Source organism: Frateuria sp., from assembly GCF_035695185.1.
Taxonomy (GTDB): Bacteria; Pseudomonadota; Gammaproteobacteria; order Xanthomonadales; family Rhodanobacteraceae; genus Frateuria_A.
In genome coordinates, this window is record NZ_DASSES010000043.1 from 1 (window position 1) to 17,081 (window position 17,081).

At 69.5% G+C, this 17,081-nt stretch carries 16 protein-coding genes; 9 read left to right on the forward strand and 7 right to left on the reverse strand.

The window, feature by feature from the left end:
* Positions 1-790: TGS domain-containing protein (locus tag VFH59_RS03060; protein WP_325163415.1), on the reverse strand; the 790-nt coding region annotated here is incomplete at its 3' end.
* Positions 791-1,104: 314 nt separating this feature from the next.
* Here VFH59_RS03060 and VFH59_RS03065 point away from each other — a divergent pair.
* Positions 1,105-2,112, forward strand: coding sequence for an NAD-dependent epimerase (locus tag VFH59_RS03065; RefSeq protein WP_325163416.1), 1,008 nt, complete (start codon positions 1,105-1,107; stop codon positions 2,110-2,112).
* A gap of 31 nt (positions 2,113-2,143) precedes the next feature.
* On the opposite strand, the gene VFH59_RS03070 is transcribed toward VFH59_RS03065, so the two are convergent.
* Together VFH59_RS03070 and VFH59_RS03075 are read right to left on the reverse strand one after the other, a co-directional pair.
* Positions 2,144-2,848 carry a hypothetical protein gene (locus tag VFH59_RS03070; RefSeq protein ID WP_325163417.1) on the reverse strand — a complete coding sequence of 235 codons (705 nt, stop codon included), beginning with the start codon at positions 2,846-2,848 and terminating at the stop codon, positions 2,144-2,146.
* A 476-nt stretch (positions 2,849-3,324) separates the two neighbouring features.
* Positions 3,325-3,774 (reverse strand): CopD family protein, encoded by a 450-nt coding sequence (locus VFH59_RS03075; RefSeq protein WP_325163418.1) that lies wholly within the window; start codon positions 3,772-3,774, stop codon positions 3,325-3,327.
* A gap of 132 nt (positions 3,775-3,906) precedes the next feature.
* Between VFH59_RS03075 and VFH59_RS03080 the strand changes: the two genes are divergently transcribed.
* The 5 genes from VFH59_RS03080 to VFH59_RS03100 all read left to right on the forward strand — a co-directional run bounded on the left by VFH59_RS03080 (position 3,907) and on the right by VFH59_RS03100 (position 12,723).
* The gene (locus tag VFH59_RS03080) at positions 3,907-4,281 is read left to right on the forward strand and encodes a YajD family HNH nuclease (protein WP_325163419.1); all 375 of its coding nucleotides are present in this window, start codon (positions 3,907-3,909) and stop codon (positions 4,279-4,281) included.
* A gap of 438 nt (positions 4,282-4,719) precedes the next feature.
* A complete protein-coding gene (locus VFH59_RS03085) occupies positions 4,720-7,287 on the forward strand; it encodes a GAF domain-containing hybrid sensor histidine kinase/response regulator (RefSeq protein ID WP_325163420.1) in 2,568 nt (855 codons plus the stop codon).
* Positions 7,288-7,399: 112 nt separating this feature from the next.
* Complete coding sequence (locus tag VFH59_RS03090) at positions 7,400-9,526, forward strand: EAL domain-containing protein (protein ID WP_325163421.1); 2,127 nt, start codon at positions 7,400-7,402, stop codon at positions 9,524-9,526.
* Between the two features lie 570 nt (positions 9,527-10,096).
* Positions 10,097-11,179, forward strand: coding sequence for a hypothetical protein (locus VFH59_RS03095; RefSeq protein WP_325163422.1), 1,083 nt, complete (start codon positions 10,097-10,099; stop codon positions 11,177-11,179).
* 179 nt (positions 11,180-11,358) lie between these two features.
* Positions 11,359-12,723 carry an alpha/beta hydrolase family protein gene (locus tag VFH59_RS03100; protein WP_325163423.1) on the forward strand — a complete coding sequence of 455 codons (1,365 nt, stop codon included), beginning with the start codon at positions 11,359-11,361 and terminating at the stop codon, positions 12,721-12,723.
* Positions 12,724-12,756: 33 nt separating this feature from the next.
* Here VFH59_RS03100 and VFH59_RS03105 read toward each other — a convergent pair whose 3' ends face one another.
* Complete coding sequence (locus tag VFH59_RS03105) at positions 12,757-13,173, reverse strand: hypothetical protein (RefSeq protein ID WP_325163424.1); 417 nt, start codon at positions 13,171-13,173, stop codon at positions 12,757-12,759.
* Positions 13,174-13,375: 202 nt separating this feature from the next.
* Here VFH59_RS03105 and VFH59_RS03110 point away from each other — a divergent pair, with 202 nt between their 5' ends.
* A complete protein-coding gene (locus VFH59_RS03110; RefSeq protein ID WP_325163425.1) occupies positions 13,376-13,552 on the forward strand; it encodes a DUF3606 domain-containing protein in 177 nt (58 codons plus the stop codon).
* Here the strand turns inward: VFH59_RS03110 and VFH59_RS03115 are convergent.
* From VFH59_RS03115 to VFH59_RS03125, 3 genes are all read right to left on the reverse strand, one after another.
* Entirely contained in the window at positions 13,542-14,210 is a 669-nt protein-coding gene (locus tag VFH59_RS03115; protein WP_325163426.1) for an NAD-dependent epimerase/dehydratase family protein, read from the reverse strand. The genes VFH59_RS03110 and VFH59_RS03115 overlap by 11 nt on opposite strands.
* Positions 14,211-14,331: 121 nt before the next feature.
* Positions 14,332-15,558, reverse strand: a complete 1,227-nt coding sequence (locus tag VFH59_RS03120; RefSeq protein ID WP_325163427.1) for a serine hydrolase domain-containing protein — start codon at positions 15,556-15,558, stop codon at positions 14,332-14,334.
* 132 nt (positions 15,559-15,690) lie between these two features.
* Positions 15,691-15,960 (reverse strand): hypothetical protein, encoded by a 270-nt coding sequence (locus VFH59_RS03125; RefSeq protein WP_325163428.1) that lies wholly within the window; start codon positions 15,958-15,960, stop codon positions 15,691-15,693.
* A gap of 178 nt (positions 15,961-16,138) precedes the next feature.
* Between VFH59_RS03125 and VFH59_RS03130 the strand changes: the two genes are divergently transcribed.
* Together VFH59_RS03130 and VFH59_RS03135 are read left to right on the forward strand one after the other, a co-directional pair.
* Positions 16,139-16,525 carry a cupin domain-containing protein gene (locus tag VFH59_RS03130; protein WP_325163429.1) on the forward strand — a complete coding sequence of 129 codons (387 nt, stop codon included), beginning with the start codon at positions 16,139-16,141 and terminating at the stop codon, positions 16,523-16,525.
* A 63-nt stretch (positions 16,526-16,588) separates the two neighbouring features.
* The gene (locus VFH59_RS03135; RefSeq protein ID WP_325163430.1) at positions 16,589-16,981 is read left to right on the forward strand and encodes a VOC family protein; all 393 of its coding nucleotides are present in this window, start codon (positions 16,589-16,591) and stop codon (positions 16,979-16,981) included.
* The last annotated feature ends 100 nt before the right edge of the window (positions 16,982-17,081 follow it).

Here is a 17,081-nt window from a genome sequence, read left to right on the forward strand (position 1 = left end):
ACACCATGCCGGGGGACTCTTCCTGCTGGTGGAACAGGTCCAGCGCCTTGCCGATCTTGCGGTGGTCGCGCTTCTCGGCCTCCTCCAGCTGGTGCAGGTAGGCCTTCAGATCCTTGTCGTTGAGCCAGGCGGTGCCGTAGACGCGGGTCAGCATCGCGTTGTTGGAATCGCCACGCCAGTAGGCGCCAGCCACCTTCATCAGCTTGAACGCACGCAGCTTGCCGGTATTGGGGACGTGCGGGCCGCGACAGAGGTCGGTGAACTCGCCCTGGGTATAGAGCGAGAGCTCCTCGTTGGCCGGGATCGATTCGATGATTTCGGCCTTGTAGACCTCGCCCAGGTCGCGGAAGAAGGTGACTGCTTCGTCGCGTGACTTCACCGAGCGCGACACCGGCAGCGCCTCCTTGACGATTTTCTCCATCTCCGCCTCGATCTTCGCCAGATCGTCGGGCGTGAAGGGCCGCTCGTAGGCGAAGTCGTAATAGAAGCCGTTGTCGATCACCGGGCCGATGGTGACCTGCGCCCCCGGGTACAGGCGCTGCACGGCCTGCGCCAGCAGATGCGCGGTGGAATGGCGCAGGATCTCCAGCGCCTCGGGACTCTTCTCGGTGACGATCTCCACGCGGGCGTCATGGTCGATCGGGAAGCTGGCGTCCACCAGCTTGCCGTCCACCTTGCCGGCGAGCGTCGCCTTGGCCAGGCCGGCGCCGATGGAGGCGGCCACGTCCTGGACGGTCACGGGATGGTCGAACGGCTTCTTGCTGCCGTCCGGGAGGGTAACTTCGATCATGTGCAACCCCGGAAATCAAAAAAGGGCGAAACGCCCTTTTGTGCAACGGAACAAAGGCGTCGGAAAGGTCAGCGGTGGAGAGTGGTAGTTGCCATGTCGCACGCTCGACCGGCGCTTACGCGCGGGCCACCTCGTATCGGCCAGAACCGTAGTCTAGCCGAGAATCCCCCGGAACGAGCGCCCTCGGGGGTGACTGGCGTGCCCGGGGATGCCCTCGAATGGCGGGCATCGCGCCCCCATGGAGCGAAGGCCTACGCCCGGTCCTCACGGCCCCGCCCGCTAGAATGCCCCGTCCTCCACAGGAACCGTAACGGATGCGCATCCTCGTCACCGGCACTGCCGGCTTCATCGGCGCCGCCCTCGCCCAGCGCCTGCTCGCGCGTGGCGACGACGTCCTCGGCATCGACAACCACAACGACTATTACGACCCGTCGTTGAAGGAAGCGCGGCTGGCGCAGTTCGCCCGGCACCCGGCCTACACCCACCTGCGCGCGGACCTGGCCGATGCCGAGGCGATCGACCGCGCCTTTGCCGACTTCCAGCCGCAGCGCGTGGTGAACCTGGCCGCACAGGCCGGTGTGCGCTATTCACTGAAGAACCCGCGCGCCTACGTGCGCAGCAACCTGGACGGCTTCCTCAACATCCTGGAGGGCTGCCGCCACGGCAAGGTCGAGCACCTGGTCTACGCTTCCTCCAGCTCCGTCTACGGCGCCAACCGCAAGCTGCCCTTCGCGGTGGAGGACGCGGTCGACCACCCGGTCAGCCTGTATGCCGCCAGCAAGAAGGCCAACGAGCTGATGGCCCATGCCTACAGCCACCTTTACGGCCTGCCCACCACCGGCCTGCGCTTCTTCACCGTGTATGGCCCGTGGGGCCGGCCGGACATGTCACCGATGCTGTTCGCCGACCGCATCAGCCGCGGCGAGCCGATCGATGTGTTCAATCATGGCAACCACAGCCGCGACTTCACCTACATCGACGACATCGTCGAGGGTGTCGTCCGCACGCTCGATCATCCTGCCACGCCCGACCCAGGCTACGACGCCGAGGCGCCCAACCCCGGTACCTCGAACGCGCCCTACCGCGTCTACAACATCGGCAACGACCAGCCCGTGCAGTTGCTGCGCTTCATCGAACTGCTGGAGCAGCACCTCGGCCGCACCGTCGAAAAGAACCTGCTGCCGATGCAGCCGGGCGATGTTCCGGACACCTGGGCCGATGTGTCCGCGCTGCGCCGGGACGTCGGTTATGCGCCGGATACCTCCATCGAGGACGGCGTCGCCCGCTTCGTGAAGTGGTACCGCGAGTACCACCGGCGCTGACGATCGTGCGGGCCGCCCCTCGCGGGGCCGTTCAGAATTTCAGCCTGCGCATGCTGCCCGAGCCGCTCCACTGGTTCGGCGTCGGGCCGGGACGCACCCAGTGCAACCAGACGATCGCTGCCGCCATGCTGCCGAAGGTGAGCGGACCGCCCGGCCAGGAATGCCCCGGAAACACGTACATCACGCAACCGGAAAGTGCGAGCAGCAGCGCCGGCCGCCCGGGCCAGCCAGCACAGTACAGCGAGGTGGCGGCCGATGCGGTGCCGATGGAAAGCGCCAGCCGCCCGACCAGCGCCAGCAGGGGATGGTTGGTGCCTCCAAAGACCGGGTTCGTCCAGACGGCGTTGATCGGCGCCTGCCACGCGGCCGGCTTGCCGGTGGCATGCGCCGCATCCACCAGGCTGCCCACCACCAGGCCGGCCGCCGTGTCGAACACCACGAAGCACAGCGCGAACAGGAACAGCGCGGTCCGGCAAAGCTGAGCCGGAACGCCTGTCTGCGTGTCCACCAGGGTCGCCACGGAGAACGCCGACAGGGCGAAGAGCGGCACCTGGATGTAATGCACGGTCATCCAGGTCTGCACGTCCAACGCCAGCAGATGGTGGCCCGGATGGGGATGGAACAGTTCCAGGAGGGCGAGGGCAGCGGGCGCCGCGGCGGCAAGCAGCGCCGCGCGCACCCGCACACCCCGGTCCTGGTCCGATTTCTCGAACGTGGCTGGGTGGAAGATGTTCATGAGTCGCCTCAGGGCAGAGTGGGCCGCCGCAGGCAGCACCAGGATGCGGCGAAGGCGCCGCGGGTCAGCCTCGCCCTCCTTCCGGACCGCGCCTGGGCCCGGGCACCCGGGGCCGATCCCCGTCACGGGGATGCTCCGCCTGAAAGGAAACCGCGAGAGCCGTCGGGGGGCGCCGCGGCCACGCCCCCGTGCGTTGGGTGACGCAAGGAACCGCCCCGCGGCAGGCGCGGGGTTTGTCAGGAGAGATTGAACCCGCAATACCGGAAACGCTCGCACTGCCACAACGCGTCAAGTGTTCGCGGTATGTCAGGACCCACGTCGATCTGCTGGATTGGAACCGGTGCCGAGGAACCCGTTGCACCGGCTTCCGATTAGACACCCAAGGGCGTAAATCGCCGGTCGAGAAAAGTCATGGACGCGCGCGGTCAACGCCCTCGACAAACTTCGCAGCGCAGACGTATGGATTGAGCGTCCCGTCAGAACGGCTTGGCCAGCACCAGGAAAATCACGCCCAGCAGCAACAGCACCGGCAGCTCGTTGATCCATCGCAAGGCCTTCGGCGTCGGCAGCGCGCCGCCGTTCGCGCAGTGCTTCAACATGCGCCCGACGATGATGAAATAAGCGAGGAGCACGGCCACCAGTCCGAGCTTCGCGTCGATCCAGTGCATCCCCGCCACCACGTTCGGCAGCGCCTGCGGAAAGACACGCCAGCCCTGCCACAACGCCAACCCGAACAGGAACGCGATGCCGAACATGTTGTGCCCGAACTTGTACAGCCGCCGCCCCATCAGCAGCAGGCGTGTCCGTACTGCCGCGTCGTCGCCCGCCTCGGCCAGGTTCACCAGGATGCGCGGCAGGTAGAACACGGTCGCCATCCAGGCGATGACGAAGAGCAGGTGGAAGGACTTGATCCAGAGATAGGTCATGGTCGGGGTCCGGAACAGAACCCCGCCATTGTGGCGCAGCTGGCAGGCGCCCCACCACCGAGCGCCTTGCTGCGCGAAGGCAGGCCCGCCCCGCACGCGCGATAATCGCGCCATCCCCACGGGAAAACCGCCATGAGCCAACGCACCGACCCCGCCAGGCTCGACCGCATCGTTGCCGAAGCCCGGCGCGCGGCCGAACAGCGCGAGCTGGGCTACCGCGAGCGCGCACTGAAGATGTACCCGTGGGTGTGCGGCCGCTGCGGCCGCGAGTTCACCCGCAGCAACCTGCGCGAGCTCACGGTGCACCACCGCAACCACGATCACGATGACAACCCGCCCGACGGCAGCAACTGGGAACTGCTGTGCGTCTATTGCCACGACAACGAGCACTCCCGCCATATCGACCACGTGCGCGGCGCTGCCTACGAGCCTGCCGCGCAGGCTCCGGCCACCGGCCATCCGTTTGGCGACCTCAAGGCGATGCTGGATGCCAGGGGCAAGCGCTGAACCAGCGCCGCCCGGCTCGCGCAGCCGGAACGATCGGGGCGACACGGGCGCAGCGCGCGCCAGCGCACTTCGAGCGGCGCGACCCATCGGCATGCGCCGCTGCCCCCTCCGCCTGAGGCGCCATTCGCAGCCCGGGCAGCCTTGAAAACCACCATGCGGGCGCGGGCGCACGGCAGTGCCACCGAGGCGTCCCCGGCAAGAGGGATCCGATCATGCGCGCATGACGGAGCCGGCATCCACCCAACAAGTGATTCATTCGGCCGGGGTTAGACTGGGCTGTCCATCGGTCCCCGCCCCACTTGGGCAGGACCGCAATGCGTGCCCCCGGGCACCAGCGCCGGCTGCGCAGACGTTGCCCACCGCCACGCATGGCCCCGCTTCATTCACGCGCGCATCCCGCAGCAACGAACTGGCTGCCCACCCACAGGAGAGAGCACCTTGTCCCCGTTGCCGGAACCGATGTCGCCCGAAGACAGCTTCCTTGCCGGCGGAGGCCGGGTGGGCGCGATGATGCGCGCACACGACTGGTCCCGTTCGCCACTGGGCGAGCCGGCGGGCTGGCCGCAATCGCTGCGCTCGGTCGTCAGCCTGCTGCTCAATTCCAAGTTCCCGATGTTCGTCGCGTGGGGACCGGAGCTCGGCTTTCTCTACAACGACTCCTATGCCGAGATCCTCGGTGCCAAGCACCCGGCGGCGCTGGGCGCACGGTTCCAGGACATCTGGCGCGAGATCTGGGCCGACATCGCGCCCTTGATCGACGCGGCGATGTCGGGCGAGGCGGTCTACCGCGAGAACCTGCCGCTGCTGATGAACCGCAAGGGGTTCGACGAACAGACCTGGTTCACCTTTTCCTACTCGCCGGTGGGGGACGAAAGCGGCCATATCGGCGGCATGTTCTGCGCCGTGGCGGAGACCACCCACCAGGTGCTGGCCGTGCGCCGCCAGCGCTTCCGTATCGAGCTGGAGGATGCGCTGCGCGGCGTGACCGAGCCGCGTGCCCTGGCGGAGCGATCGGTCGCCGCGCTGGGCCGTCACCTGGGCGCCCAGCGTGTCGGCTACGCCAGGATGCAACCCGGCGAGCACGCCGTCGCCTGCGATGCCTGCTACGTGGACGGCGTGCCGCCACTGACCGGCTGTTTCCTGCCCGCGCCGTTCGGCGCTGCGTGGCTCGCCCGCCGGCGGGAAGACCGGACGGAGGTCTGCGTCGACGTCGACGCCTGCGCGGAGCACGACCCGTCCGCCTGGCGCGCGATCGACACGCGCGCATTCGCATGGGTGCCCTTGATCCGCGACGGCCGCTGCATGGCCGGCCTCTACGTGACCTTCCGCGGCCCCCATCACTGGACCGAGCAGGAAGTGGCTCTCGTGGAAGACGCGGCCAACCGCACCTGGGCGGCCATCGAGCAGGCCTCCTCGGCAATCGCCCTGCGCGAGAGCGAGGCGCGCTTCCGCGCACTGCTCACCACGGGTGCCTATTCGGTGTTCCGGATGAGCCCGGACTGGCGCGAGCTGCGCGAGCTCGACGGGCAGGGCTTCCTGGCCGACACCCTCGAGCCGAGCGAGGGGTGGCTGCAGGCCTATGTCCATCCCGACGACCAGCCGCTGGTGAACGCGGCGATCGAGGCGGCCCTGGCGAGCAAGAGCATGTTCGAGTCCGAGCACCGCATCCGCCGCGCCGACGGCACCCTCGGCTGGACCCATGCCCGCGCGGTGCCGATGCTGGACAACACCGGCCAGGTCGTCGAATGGTTCGGTGCGGCCAGCGACACGACCGCGCGCAAGCGCGGCGAGGAGGACCTGCGCCAGCTGACCGGCGAGCTGGAACAGCGGATCGCCGTCGCGGTGGAGGAGCGCCAGGCCGCGCTCGCCCAGGTCCACGAGATGCAGAAGATGGAAACCATCGGGCAGCTCACCGGCGGCGTCGCGCACGACTTCAACAACCTGCTGACGCCGATCCTGGGTGCGCTGGACACCCTCGGGCGCCGGCTGGAGGGCGACGAGCGTGCCCGCCGGATGACCGCTGGCGGCCTGCAGGCGGCCGAGCGGGCACGGACGCTGATCCAGCGGCTGCTCGCCTTCTCCCGCCGCCAGCACCTGGCCCCGCAGCCGGTGGACGTCGCCCGGCTCCTGTCCGGCTTCACAGATATGGTGTCGCGATCGATCGGGCCGGGCATCCGGCTTTCGGTGTCCTGCGCGGACGGGCTGCCGCCGGCGCTGGTCGATCCCAACCAGCTGGAACTGGCGCTGCTCAACCTCGTGGTCAACGCCCGCGACGCGATGCCCGAAGGCGGCGAGCTGGCGCTTCGCGTCGCCGAGGAAGTCGAGGGCGGCAATCCCCGGCTTGGCGAGGGCAGGTTCATCCGCTTCTCGGTCACCGATACCGGCGTCGGCATGGATCCGCAGACCGTCAAGCGCGCGATCGACCCGTTCTTCACGACCAAGGGCGTGGGGCGCGGCACCGGGCTCGGGCTGTCCTCCGTGCACGGCCTGGCCGCCCAGTCCGGTGGCGATTTCGCGCTCGACAGCCAGCCGGGCCGCGGCACCACCGCGACGCTGTGGCTGCCGGTGTCGGACGTGGCGCTCGCCGAGACGAGCCACGCCGCCAACGATGCGGTGATCCCCAGCGTACCCGCCGCGACCGTATTGCTCGTCGACGACGAAGACCTTGTCCGCAGCGGCACCGGCGAGATGCTTGCCGACGCGGGCTTCACGGTAGTGTCCGTCGGCTCCGGCTTCGAGGCGCTGCAGAAAATCCACGCCGGCCTCGCCTTCGATGCGCTGGTGACCGACTACGCCATGCCCGGCATGACCGGCGCCGAACTGGCGCGCGAGGTGCGCCGGCTGCGCCCGGGCATTCCGGCGCTGATGATCACCGGCTTCGCCGCGCTCACCGACCGCGAGGCGGGCGGCCTGCCCCGCCTGGCCAAACCGTTCCGCCAGTCCGAACTGGCCGGGACGCTGGCCGACCTGCTGGAGACCGGCAAGGGGAACGCACGGCTCGCGTAAGGCGGGCGGCAAGGAGCGCGCAACGTCGCAAGGACGCGCGTCGCGCGCCGGCGCCTGTTGACCGCCGGCAAGCGGTCGGTTAACTGTGACCGTATCCGGGCGAGGGAATCGCGTGACCAGACTGCCCACGTTCGCGGCGTGCGTACTGGCGTTTTGCCTGCCGCTCGCCGCCACAGCCGCTGCCAGGCCATTGCGGGTGGTCGGCGACAACAACTATCCGCCTTATCTGTTCATCGGCCCGGACGGCAAGCCGCAGGGTTACGTGGTCGACGAGTGGAAGCTGTGGGAACGCAAGACCGGCGTCCCGGTGCAGCTGACCGCGACCAACTGGGCCGATGCCCAGCGGCGGATAGCCTCGGGCCAGGCCGACGTGATCGACATGATCTTCCGCACGCCCGAGCGTGCCGCCACGCTGGATTTCACACGCCCTTTCGCCACCGTGGAGACCGGCATCTACGCCGACCGGCACCTGACCGGCATCGCCGGCCCGGCCGGCCTGAAAGGGTTCGTGGTGGGTGTCCAGCGCGGCGATGCCTGCGAGGGACGCCTGCAGCGGGCGGGTGTGTCGAGCCTCAGGGCATACACCAGCTACACCGACATCATCGATGCCGCGCGGCGTGGCGACATCCGCATCTTCTGCATGGACCGCTCCCCCGCCGAGTACTACCTCTATCGGCTGCATGCGCAGGACGAGTTCGTGAAGGCGTTCGACTTCTACAGCGACCGCTTCCGCCGCGGCGTGCGCAAGGGGGACGCCGCGACCCTCGCGCTGGTCGAGAGCGGCCTGGCCAGGATCACGCCGCAGGAGCGCGAACAACTGCAGGAGCGGTGGATGGGGCAGCGCGTCGACCTGGCTGGCTACGCGGGCGTCTTCAAGACCGTTGCCTCGGGCCTGGCGCTGGTCGGCTTCGTGCTGCTGGCATGGGTGTACTCGCTGCGGCGGGCGGTCAAGAAGCGCACGCGCGACCTGCAGTTCCTGGCGCACTACGACCCGCTCACCCGCCTCCCGAACCGGCACCTGCTGCTCGACCGCATCGACCACGCGCTCGCCCAGCCGGGTGCCGCGCTGTCCGTCCTGCTGGTCAACCTGGACAACTTCCGGCGCATCAACGACCGCTTCGGCCACCCGCTCGCCGACCAGCTCCTGCGGATTGTGGCCGAACGGCTCGGCGAACTCGCCGGGCCGCTCGAAACGGTCGCCCGGCTCGGTGGCGACGACTTCGTGCTCACCCTGCGTTCGGCCGAAGTCAGCCACGTCATCGCCCTGGCCGAGCAGGCGCGACAGGCGATCGCCAGCGGCGTCGTGCTCGAGGGTGAAGAGGTCTTCGTCAGCGCGAGCGTGGGGGTGAGCCTGTACCCGCATGACGGGGAGAGTGGCGTCACGCTGTTGAAAAACGCGGACACCGCCATGTCCCGTGCCAAGCAGAGCGGTCGCAACACGGTCGGCTTCTACCGCGCGAGCCTGAGTGCGCAGGCAAGCCACTTCGTCACCATGGGCGCCGCCATTCGCCACGCGATGCAGCGTAGCGAGTTCGAGCTGTTCTACCAGCCACAGCACTGCCTGGCATCCGGCCGGATCAAGGGCGTCGAGGCCCTGCTGCGCTGGCGCCGCGAGGGTGGGCAGCAGGTGCCACCCTCCGAATTCATCGCCTGCGCGGAAGAGCTCGGGCTGATCGAGGAACTGGGCGAGTGGGTCATGCGGACCGCCTGCCGGCAATTGGCCGACTGGCTGGCCGCGGGCGCTGCGCCGCTTCGCATGGCGGTCAACCTGTCCGCCCGGCAGCTGGCCAGTCCCGGGCTCGTGTCGGTCGTGGAATCCGCACTGGCACAGGCCGGGCTGCCCGGCGACCTGCTGGAGCTGGAGATCACCGAAAGCGCCCTGGTGGGTACCGAGGCGGATATCGTCGCGACGCTGCAAGCCATCCGGGACCTGGGCGTGCACATCGCCATCGACGATTTCGGCACCGGATACTCCTCGCTCGCTTACCTGCGTCACCTGCCGGTGACGGTGATCAAGATCGACAAGAGCTTCCTGCAGGGCGCGCCCGAGGACCAGGCGGCGGTGGAGGTGATCGGCGCGATCGTCGCGATGAGTCACGCCCTCAACCTCACGGTCGTCGCCGAGGGCGTCGAACGCGACACCCAGGCGGCCTTCCTGGCGGGGATCGGCTGCGACCTCGCGCAGGGCTGGTTCTATGGACCGGCCGTGGCACCGGGGCAGATCGCCGACGCGCTGTAAGCCCGCACCGGCCCGGCGCCCCTACGCGTGCCCGACCGGCACGAGTTCCACCGGCAGTCCTTGCGACGGCATCGGCGCGGCCCTCCCTCGCACGCCGGAACCCGCGCCGAGGCATCCCGGGCGAACCGCAAAAACTTTCGCAAAGCGGCCCGGACCGTGTTATGCGTCACGACGACAAACGGGAAACTAACATTCGCCGCCACTGGGGGACTAGGGAGCAATTGCCATGGAATCTTTCGCATCCCGCACTGCGTTGTCGCGCCGTTCCCACGACACACGCCCGGCATTCCCCGTCCAGGCCATAGGCGCCCTCGAATAACCGGGCCTGCCTGACCGGTGGGCCGTCGCGCCGGCCTCGCCCGGCGCCCGACATGCCCGCCCACCCTGCCGCCGGCCGGATCCAGCGATCCCGACTCCGAGGCGATCGAGAGAGCGCCTCTCCCGCGGCTTCCGTCGCTACGGAATGAAACCCGCCCCGGCCTGCCGGGACCCGTTCTGCCCAACGCGGCGGAAACAGACCTGCGTTCTTCCCGGTGCTGCCGCACACCGCAAGAACACCCGGAGCATTCCATGAAAAACAAAGCGGGTTTCCCGATGCTTGCCCTCGCCGCCGTGCTGGTGGCCCCGATGGCTGCCGCCCAGACGTCCAGCGCGTCGATCCTGTTCCTGCGCACGAACTACCGCGCGGTCGACTCCTCGAGCGACACGATCCTGTACAGGGTCAAACCCTCCGGCGACAACGTCGTGCAGCTGACGCCCATGACCTTCCACGTCGACTACCGCAGGGGCCGCTGGTCGCCGGGCGGCAGCGGCATCGTGTACGAGCGGATACCCCAGCCGCCGGGCACCGACTGGCAACTGTTCGTGGTCAACCGGCAGGGCGGCTCGCCGCTGCAGGTCACCACGGGTCCGGGGAAGCATACGCAGGCCTCGTGGGGTCCCTATGGAACGATCGCCTACGTCACCGACGACAGCGGCGACGACTGCCTGGGCGCGGTCCGCGCCGACGGCACGGCGCAGCGGATCGTGTTCTGCGCGCCGCACGAGCCCAACCACCGGCCGGGCTACGTCATCTCCACCCCGCAATGGACACCGAGCGGCAGGGGCGTCTTCATCGAAGTAGGCGACTACGGTCCCGGGCTGGAGCCACAGTGGTTCTCGAGGATCTACCACGTCAACATATCCACGGGTGCCGCGAAGAAACTGACCGAGCAGGTGTTCGGCGATCCGAACGGCGGCGGGGGCGGTGATCAGCAGGCGGTCGCGATCTCGCCCGACGGCACGAAAGCGGTGTACGCCGACGCCGGTACGGATCTGGTACCGATGCTGCTGGTCGATCTTGCCACCGGCATGCAGACGACGTTGCCTGCCGGCTACATGCCGCGCTACTCCAGGGACGGCAGGAAGATCGCCTTTGTCCGGAACAACCGCGTCTTCGTGATGCGTTCGGATGGCAGCAACCTGCGTGAGGCGATCGCCAACCCAGGCGCCAATGCCCACTACACCGTCGGCGACTGGTCCAGCGACGGCAAACACCTTCTGGTGAACAAGATCGCCAACGACCGGTTGCTGCAGATCGTCACCCTGTCGACGGGCGCGGCGCGGACCGTGACCAAGGGGACCGCGGACGACGGCGCCTGGTACAGGCCGTGAAGCCGCGCGCTCGCCGCTGACCCCTCCGCTGCAGGCCCGGTCCTGCGGCGGAGACTTCGAGGCGCCAGGAAGGGCGCCTCTTCCTTCGAGCCTCGCATCGAGTAGGGTGCAACCGCAGCGGCACGAGCCGTCTCTCTACAGGGCGAACGACAACTCCCTCCCTTGCCGGAACCGCCCCCATGCACCTTGCCATCCTGCGGCACGTCCGCACCCGTGCGCGCGCCCTGCTCACTTGCGGAGCGTGCCTCTTCCTCGCGGCCGCACCGCTGGCGGCGCGGGCCACCGTTCCCTGCCAGGTAGGCGTCTATCGCCTTGCCGACGGCCAGGTCGTGGACATCGCCCCGTCCGACGGCGATACGTTGCGCTGGCGCAAGCTCGATGGCCGCACCGGCGCGCTGCGCCAGGTTGCGCCGGGCCGCTGGGAGAGCAGCTACGGCTGGACCGGCCGCCCCGACGGCATCACGGTGACGTTCGACGCCTGCCCCGCCGAGGGCCTGCGCTTCGCGGGTCAGCCGGGCCGGCGCATGCCGCTGGTCGCTACCGATACCACCTTCGTCTCGCACGGCACCCGGCTGGTCGGCCGGCTGGTGCTGCCCCCCGGCCGGGAGCGCGTGCCGGTGGTGGTGCTGGTGCATGGTGCCGAGCGCGATTCGGCACGGAAGTTCTACTCGCTGCAACGGTTGCTGCCCGCCCAGGGCGTGGGCGCGTTCGTCTACGACAAGCGCGGCACGGGCGACTCCGGCGGAAAGTACACGCAGGACTTCGGCCTCCTCGCCGACGACGCCATCGCCGCGATGCACGAGGCCCGCCGCCTCGCCGGAAAACGATTGGGCCGCATCGGCTACCAGGGCGGCAGCCAGGCCGGCTGGATCGTGCCGATCGCCGCCCGCCGCGAGCCGGTAGACTTCGCCATCGTCAGCTTCGGGCTGGCCGTGACGGTCATCGACGAGGACCAGCAGCAGATCGCCCTGGAAATGCACCTGAAGGGCTACGGCCCCGACATCATCGCCAAGGCCCAGGCCATCGGTGCCGCGGCCGAGCGGGTGATCGCCAGCGGCGGCACCGAGGGCCTGGACGCGTTCGACGCGATCCGCGCACGCTATCGCCACGAGCCCTGGTACAAGGACGTGCACGGCAACTACACCTGGGCCATCCTGCCGCTCAGCCGGCAGGAGGTCGTCGCCAAGTCGGGCGTCCTCCACTTCGGCACGCCGTTCCACTACGACCCGATGCCCACTCTCGCCGCCGTGACGGTGCCGCAGTTGTGGGTGCTCGGCGGCATGGACCTGGAAGCGCCCAGCGCGGAGACCTCACGCCGCCTGAAAGGGCTGATCGCCAAGGGCCACCCAATCACCCTGGCGCTCTACCCCGACACCGAGCATGGCATGACCGAGTTCGAGACGGACAAGGCCGGCGAGCGCCACTCGACCCGCTACCCGCCGGACTACTTCCGCATGCTCGCGGACTTCGCCCGCACCGGTCGCCTGGAAGGCGACTACGGCAAGGCGCGCATCACGCGGCCGCGGCAAGCGGAAGGGGAATAAGCGGGACCCTGATCCGTGCGCCGAGGCAGGGCGTCAGGTCGGGCCCTGGTCCGCCTGCAGGCTCGACATGACTTTCTGCGCCGCCGCGTGGGCCCGGTCCACGGTCGTGGCCTTCAGCCCCTGCCTGGCCTGCGTCGCCGCCGCCTCCAGGCGCGACTGTCGCGCGGCATCGCCCTTGGCGTCGGGGATCGCGCCCTGCCCCATGCCCTTGCACGGGTTTTCCGCCTGCGCGTCGTAGCCGTTCCCGGACGGTCCGACCAGGCAGTTGATGACGTGTTGCAGGTGCGCGTGCGCCATCTTCAGGTCCGCCGCTCCCATCGCCATGCCGGCATGCGCGGCGGCGGTCTTGACCTCCCTGGTCGCCGCCATCCCGGGATACGCCTGGGCGAGCACGGGCAGTGCGATCGCAAGCGAGAACACCGCCGCCCGACGAAGAGACTTCATGGCCATGATACGCCTCCGGTGTGCGGCGCCAGCGCCGCGGTCGCCGCAGCATAGTCCCGCGTGCTCAGCGGCAAGTGAAGCCGGACGCGGGCGCGCGACGCCCGCTCGCTTTCGATGAACGCCCCCGTCCGCCACCACCCGGGTTCCACCGCCCTTTCACCCTGCCGGTGACACAACCAGGCGCAGGACAACCAACCGGGAGCCTGCCATGAGCGACAACCTGAACGACCGCGGCCCCGCCGATCGCGCCCGCGTCAACGTCAACGAGGATTACGAGGCCCGCTACTGGGCCAACAAGTGGGGCGTCAGCCAGGACGAGTTGCGCACCGCCGTGGCGCGCGTGGGTGTCATGGCCGACGACGTCGAGCGGGCGCTCAAGCGCTAGCCGGCCCGCCCAGCCGGTTGATCGCATCGTTCTCGACCACGGCCGGCGGCGAAGGCTCGCGCGCCAGCGCCAGCATCGCCCGGCCGACCCGCGCGGTGGTGGTCATCTGGCCGGGCAGCATGCGCACCGCCAAGGCGAGCGCGGGCGCCCCGAGGCGGTACAGCAGGTCCAGCGGCTTGTGCGGCGAGCGGATCCCCTCGACCGGCCGGATGCCGCCCGGCCGCAGCATCACCGTGGTGACGGGCAAGGCCGCCAGCGCACGCTCGGCCTCGCCCTTGGCACGCAGGACCGCCACGCGGCTGGCCGGATCGGCGTGCGCCCCGGAGATGTACAGGAAGCGTCCCTCCGGATTGCGCTGCGCGAAGACCTCGGCCACATGCACGGTCAGGTCCACCGTGACGTGCCGGTACGCCGCCGCCGAAATGCCGACCAGCGGCGCACCGGCGCAGTAGAAGCACGCATCGAAAGGGGCCATCCGCGCGCGCACGCCTTCCAGGTCGGCGAAGTCCGGACAGACCAGTTCCTCCAGCCGGGACTGCTGGAGGCCGGTCGACCGTCGTCCCAGCGCCACGACGTGTTCCACGTCGGGCGCGCGCAGGCACTCGCGCAGCACGCCCTGGCCGACCAGTCCGGTTGCCCCGGTGATGAGGATGCGCATGATGGTTTCCCGCGGAAGGCATCGGAGCCTACGCGGGAACGCGCGCGCCGGATGCGATCAGGACGTCGCGGGAGCCTTCACTGCCGACGCGTGGCACGCCGCGCGGCCTGCCCGAACGACCTCAGTCCGCCACGTCCGCCGCCGGTGCGACCATGGGCGCCTCGGCGCCATCGACAGCCTGCTTGATTGCGGCAACGAACGCGCGGCGCGCGGCCACCAGCGCCTTGCTGGTGGCCTGCGGCCATGCGGCCACCTGGGCGATCACCAGCTTGCGCGCGGGATCGACATAGACCATCTGTCCGAAAATGCCGATCGCCGCGTAGCTGCCATCGTCGTCGGTCCACCAGAGATAGCCGTAACCCCGATCGGGCTCGTCGACACCGGTCTGCTGGCGCACGGCGCCCTGCAGCCACGCGTCGGCGATCACCGGCTTGCCGTCGATGCGCCCGCCCTCGAGCATGAACTGCCCCAGCCGCGCGTAATCGGCCAGGGTCGCCGACAGGCCGCTGCCGCCGGTGTCGCTGCCGTCGCACTCGTCCTTGATCCAGTACGCGTCGCTGGCCATGCCATACGGCCGCCAGATGGTCTGCGACAGGTAGGCGGCCAGCGAGCGGTGCGTGGCCCGCTGCACCAGGATCCCGAGCAGGTCGGTCTCGGCGGTGTTGTAGTTCCAGTGCGTGCCGGCCGGCCATTGCCGCGGCAGCTTCGCCAGGTACGACAGCACGTGCGCCTGGCCGTCGACGCAGGCGCCGAGGTACATCTGCGCCACGTCCGACCTGGCGTCGGCGTAGTCCTCGTTCCAGCGCACGCCGGAGGTCATCGTCAGCAGCTGCTGCACCGTCACGTCGGCGTAGGCGCTGTGGCGCAGCTCCGGGATGTAGGTGCCGAGCGTGTCGTCCATGCCGTGGATGTAACCCTGCTGCAGGGCGATCCCGAGCAGCGTGGAGGTGACCGACTTGGCCACCGAGAACGAGGTCCAGCGCTGTTGCGGCCCGAAGCCGGGCGCGTACCGCTGCAAGCGGACATGGCCGTCCTGCAGGACCATCACGCCGGCCACGTGGTACCTGTCCATGTAGCCGGCGAGCCAGCCCGACGCATTCTTTCCGGCCACGGTCAGTGGCCGGCCCTGCGGCAGGGCGCGGACATGCGCGCCGTGCGCAGCCCTGTCGCTGGGGAACAACTCGTACATCCGCGGAAAGCGCGCCTCGCGCTGCGCCTGGGTCCAGAACAGCACCCCCTCGCGCTGCTGGCCGATGCTGGGAGTGGCGTGGCCGGTGGCTGCCGAAGGCAGCGAGAGGGCCAGGCAGAAGGTTGCGGCGAACAGCCGGCTGAGGAAGGTCGGGTGCATAAGGCAGTCAGCGGATGAGCGGAGCCGCCATGTTACCGGGCCGTGCCGAAGGGGACCCCGAGCCGCTCGTTAGCGCGCAACCCTTCGGCGGGGAGCACCGCCATCGAAAAGCGAAGGCCGGTCGGCGCGCGATCACCGCCTCGCCCGGGCGAGCAGGCGATACACCCCGACGGGCAAGAGACCCAGGGCGACCCACAGCACCGACGCCACCACCGCGAAGGCGGCAGCGGTCTCGCGCGCGTTCAGCCACATCACGGCGACCTTGTCCTCCTCCAGCACGCCGCCGTGGAACTGGTCCTCCAGCGCCCGGGTCAGGGTCCCGTAGCCGGCGAGCGCACCCGCGAGGCAGGCGACGACACCGGCGATTGCGATCACCCACTTCTCGGGGCGGGAAAGGCGCATGGCTGCAGTCCTGGACTTGGGGTGGATACACGCACGGTCGATGGACCGGCCCGAGGATAAGCGGCCCCGGCACGGCGCTCCACACCCTCGCGAAGGAAAGCAAGACCGCCAAGGGATCGCACGCTTGAACCGCGACGCCGCGCGGCACAGGATGGGCCTTCCCGACCGGAGCCCCCCGATGCCCGCACCCCTCTCGCCCGAAACCATCGCCGCCGGACTGCCCGACCTGTGGTCGCCTCGCGTGATCGGCGAGGTCAACGACGCCTACGTCAAGGTCGCGCGGATCAAGGGCGTGCTCGCCTGGCACAGCCACGAGGCCGAGGACGAGCTCTTCTACGTGCTGCGCGGCGCCTTGCGCATCGAGCTCGAGGACGGCGCGGTCGAACTCCAGGCGGGCCAGATGTGGGTCGTGCCCAAGGGGGTACGCCACAACCCCGTCGCCGACGAGGAGTGCCTGGTCCTGCTGATCGAGCGCAAGACCACCCTGCACACCGGCGACCTCGTGACCGACAGGACCCGCTCGATCGCCGAGCAGCTCGCGGGCGCGCCCAGCGCCGGGGACTGAAGCGGGGGAGCGTACCGCCCGCCCCGGGACTGCTGCCGGGAATCGTCACCAGGGGAGAAAACCGTGCCCATCCGACTGGACCACCTCATCGTTCCCTCGCGCGACCGCAAGGCCGCGGCCGCACTCCTGGCCAGCATTCTCGACGTGCCATGGTCCGAGGACACGCCCGCCGGTCCGTTCAGCCCCGTCTACGTCAACGACCAGCTCACGCTGGACCTGGGCCAGGTGATGGGCGGGTTCTCGCCCCAGCACTACTGCTTCCAGGTCAGCGAGGCGGAGTTCGACGCCATCCTCGGCCGCCTCATCGAAAAAGGCATTCCCTACCGGAGCACGCCCATGGGCCCGGTGGACATGCAGGTCAGGCAGCAGGACGGCGGCCGCATCGTCTACTGGGGCGAACCGGACGGCCACGCCTGGGAAATCCTGACCTCCAGCTACGCCCGCGCCGTGCGTTGATCGCACCGCGGCCGCCGAGGGCGGGCCGGCGGCGGAGGGTGGGGGTTCTCGCCTGGCACCTGCAGGAAGGAGGCGACCAGCCGCGAGCGGCGAGTCGCGC

What these genes read in the sequence shown, in the direction of transcription:
- VFH59_RS03130 (WP_325163429.1), top strand. Translation starts at nt 16,139, where the DNA reads ATGCCCGCACCCCTCTCGCCCGAAACCATCGCCGCCGGACTGCCCGAC.
- VFH59_RS03095 (WP_325163422.1), top strand. Translation starts at nt 10,097, where the DNA reads ATGAAAAACAAAGCGGGTTTCCCGATGCTTGCCCTCGCCGCCGTGCTG.
- VFH59_RS03080 (WP_325163419.1), top strand. Translation starts at nt 3,907, where the DNA reads ATGAGCCAACGCACCGACCCCGCCAGGCTCGACCGCATCGTTGCCGAA.
- VFH59_RS03075 (WP_325163418.1), bottom strand. Translation starts at nt 3,774, where the DNA reads ATGACCTATCTCTGGATCAAGTCCTTCCACCTGCTCTTCGTCATCGCC.
- VFH59_RS03110 (WP_325163425.1), top strand. Translation starts at nt 13,376, where the DNA reads ATGAGCGACAACCTGAACGACCGCGGCCCCGCCGATCGCGCCCGCGTC.
- VFH59_RS03105 (WP_325163424.1), bottom strand. Translation starts at nt 13,173, where the DNA reads ATGGCCATGAAGTCTCTTCGTCGGGCGGCGGTGTTCTCGCTTGCGATC.
- VFH59_RS03100 (WP_325163423.1), top strand. Translation starts at nt 11,359, where the DNA reads ATGCACCTTGCCATCCTGCGGCACGTCCGCACCCGTGCGCGCGCCCTG.
- VFH59_RS03065 (WP_325163416.1), top strand. Translation starts at nt 1,105, where the DNA reads ATGCGCATCCTCGTCACCGGCACTGCCGGCTTCATCGGCGCCGCCCTC.
- VFH59_RS03115 (WP_325163426.1), bottom strand. Translation starts at nt 14,210, where the DNA reads ATGCGCATCCTCATCACCGGGGCAACCGGACTGGTCGGCCAGGGCGTG.
- VFH59_RS03120 (WP_325163427.1), bottom strand. Translation starts at nt 15,558, where the DNA reads ATGCACCCGACCTTCCTCAGCCGGCTGTTCGCCGCAACCTTCTGCCTG.
- VFH59_RS03125 (WP_325163428.1), bottom strand. Translation starts at nt 15,960, where the DNA reads ATGCGCCTTTCCCGCCCCGAGAAGTGGGTGATCGCAATCGCCGGTGTC.
- VFH59_RS03070 (WP_325163417.1), bottom strand. Translation starts at nt 2,848, where the DNA reads ATGAACATCTTCCACCCAGCCACGTTCGAGAAATCGGACCAGGACCGG.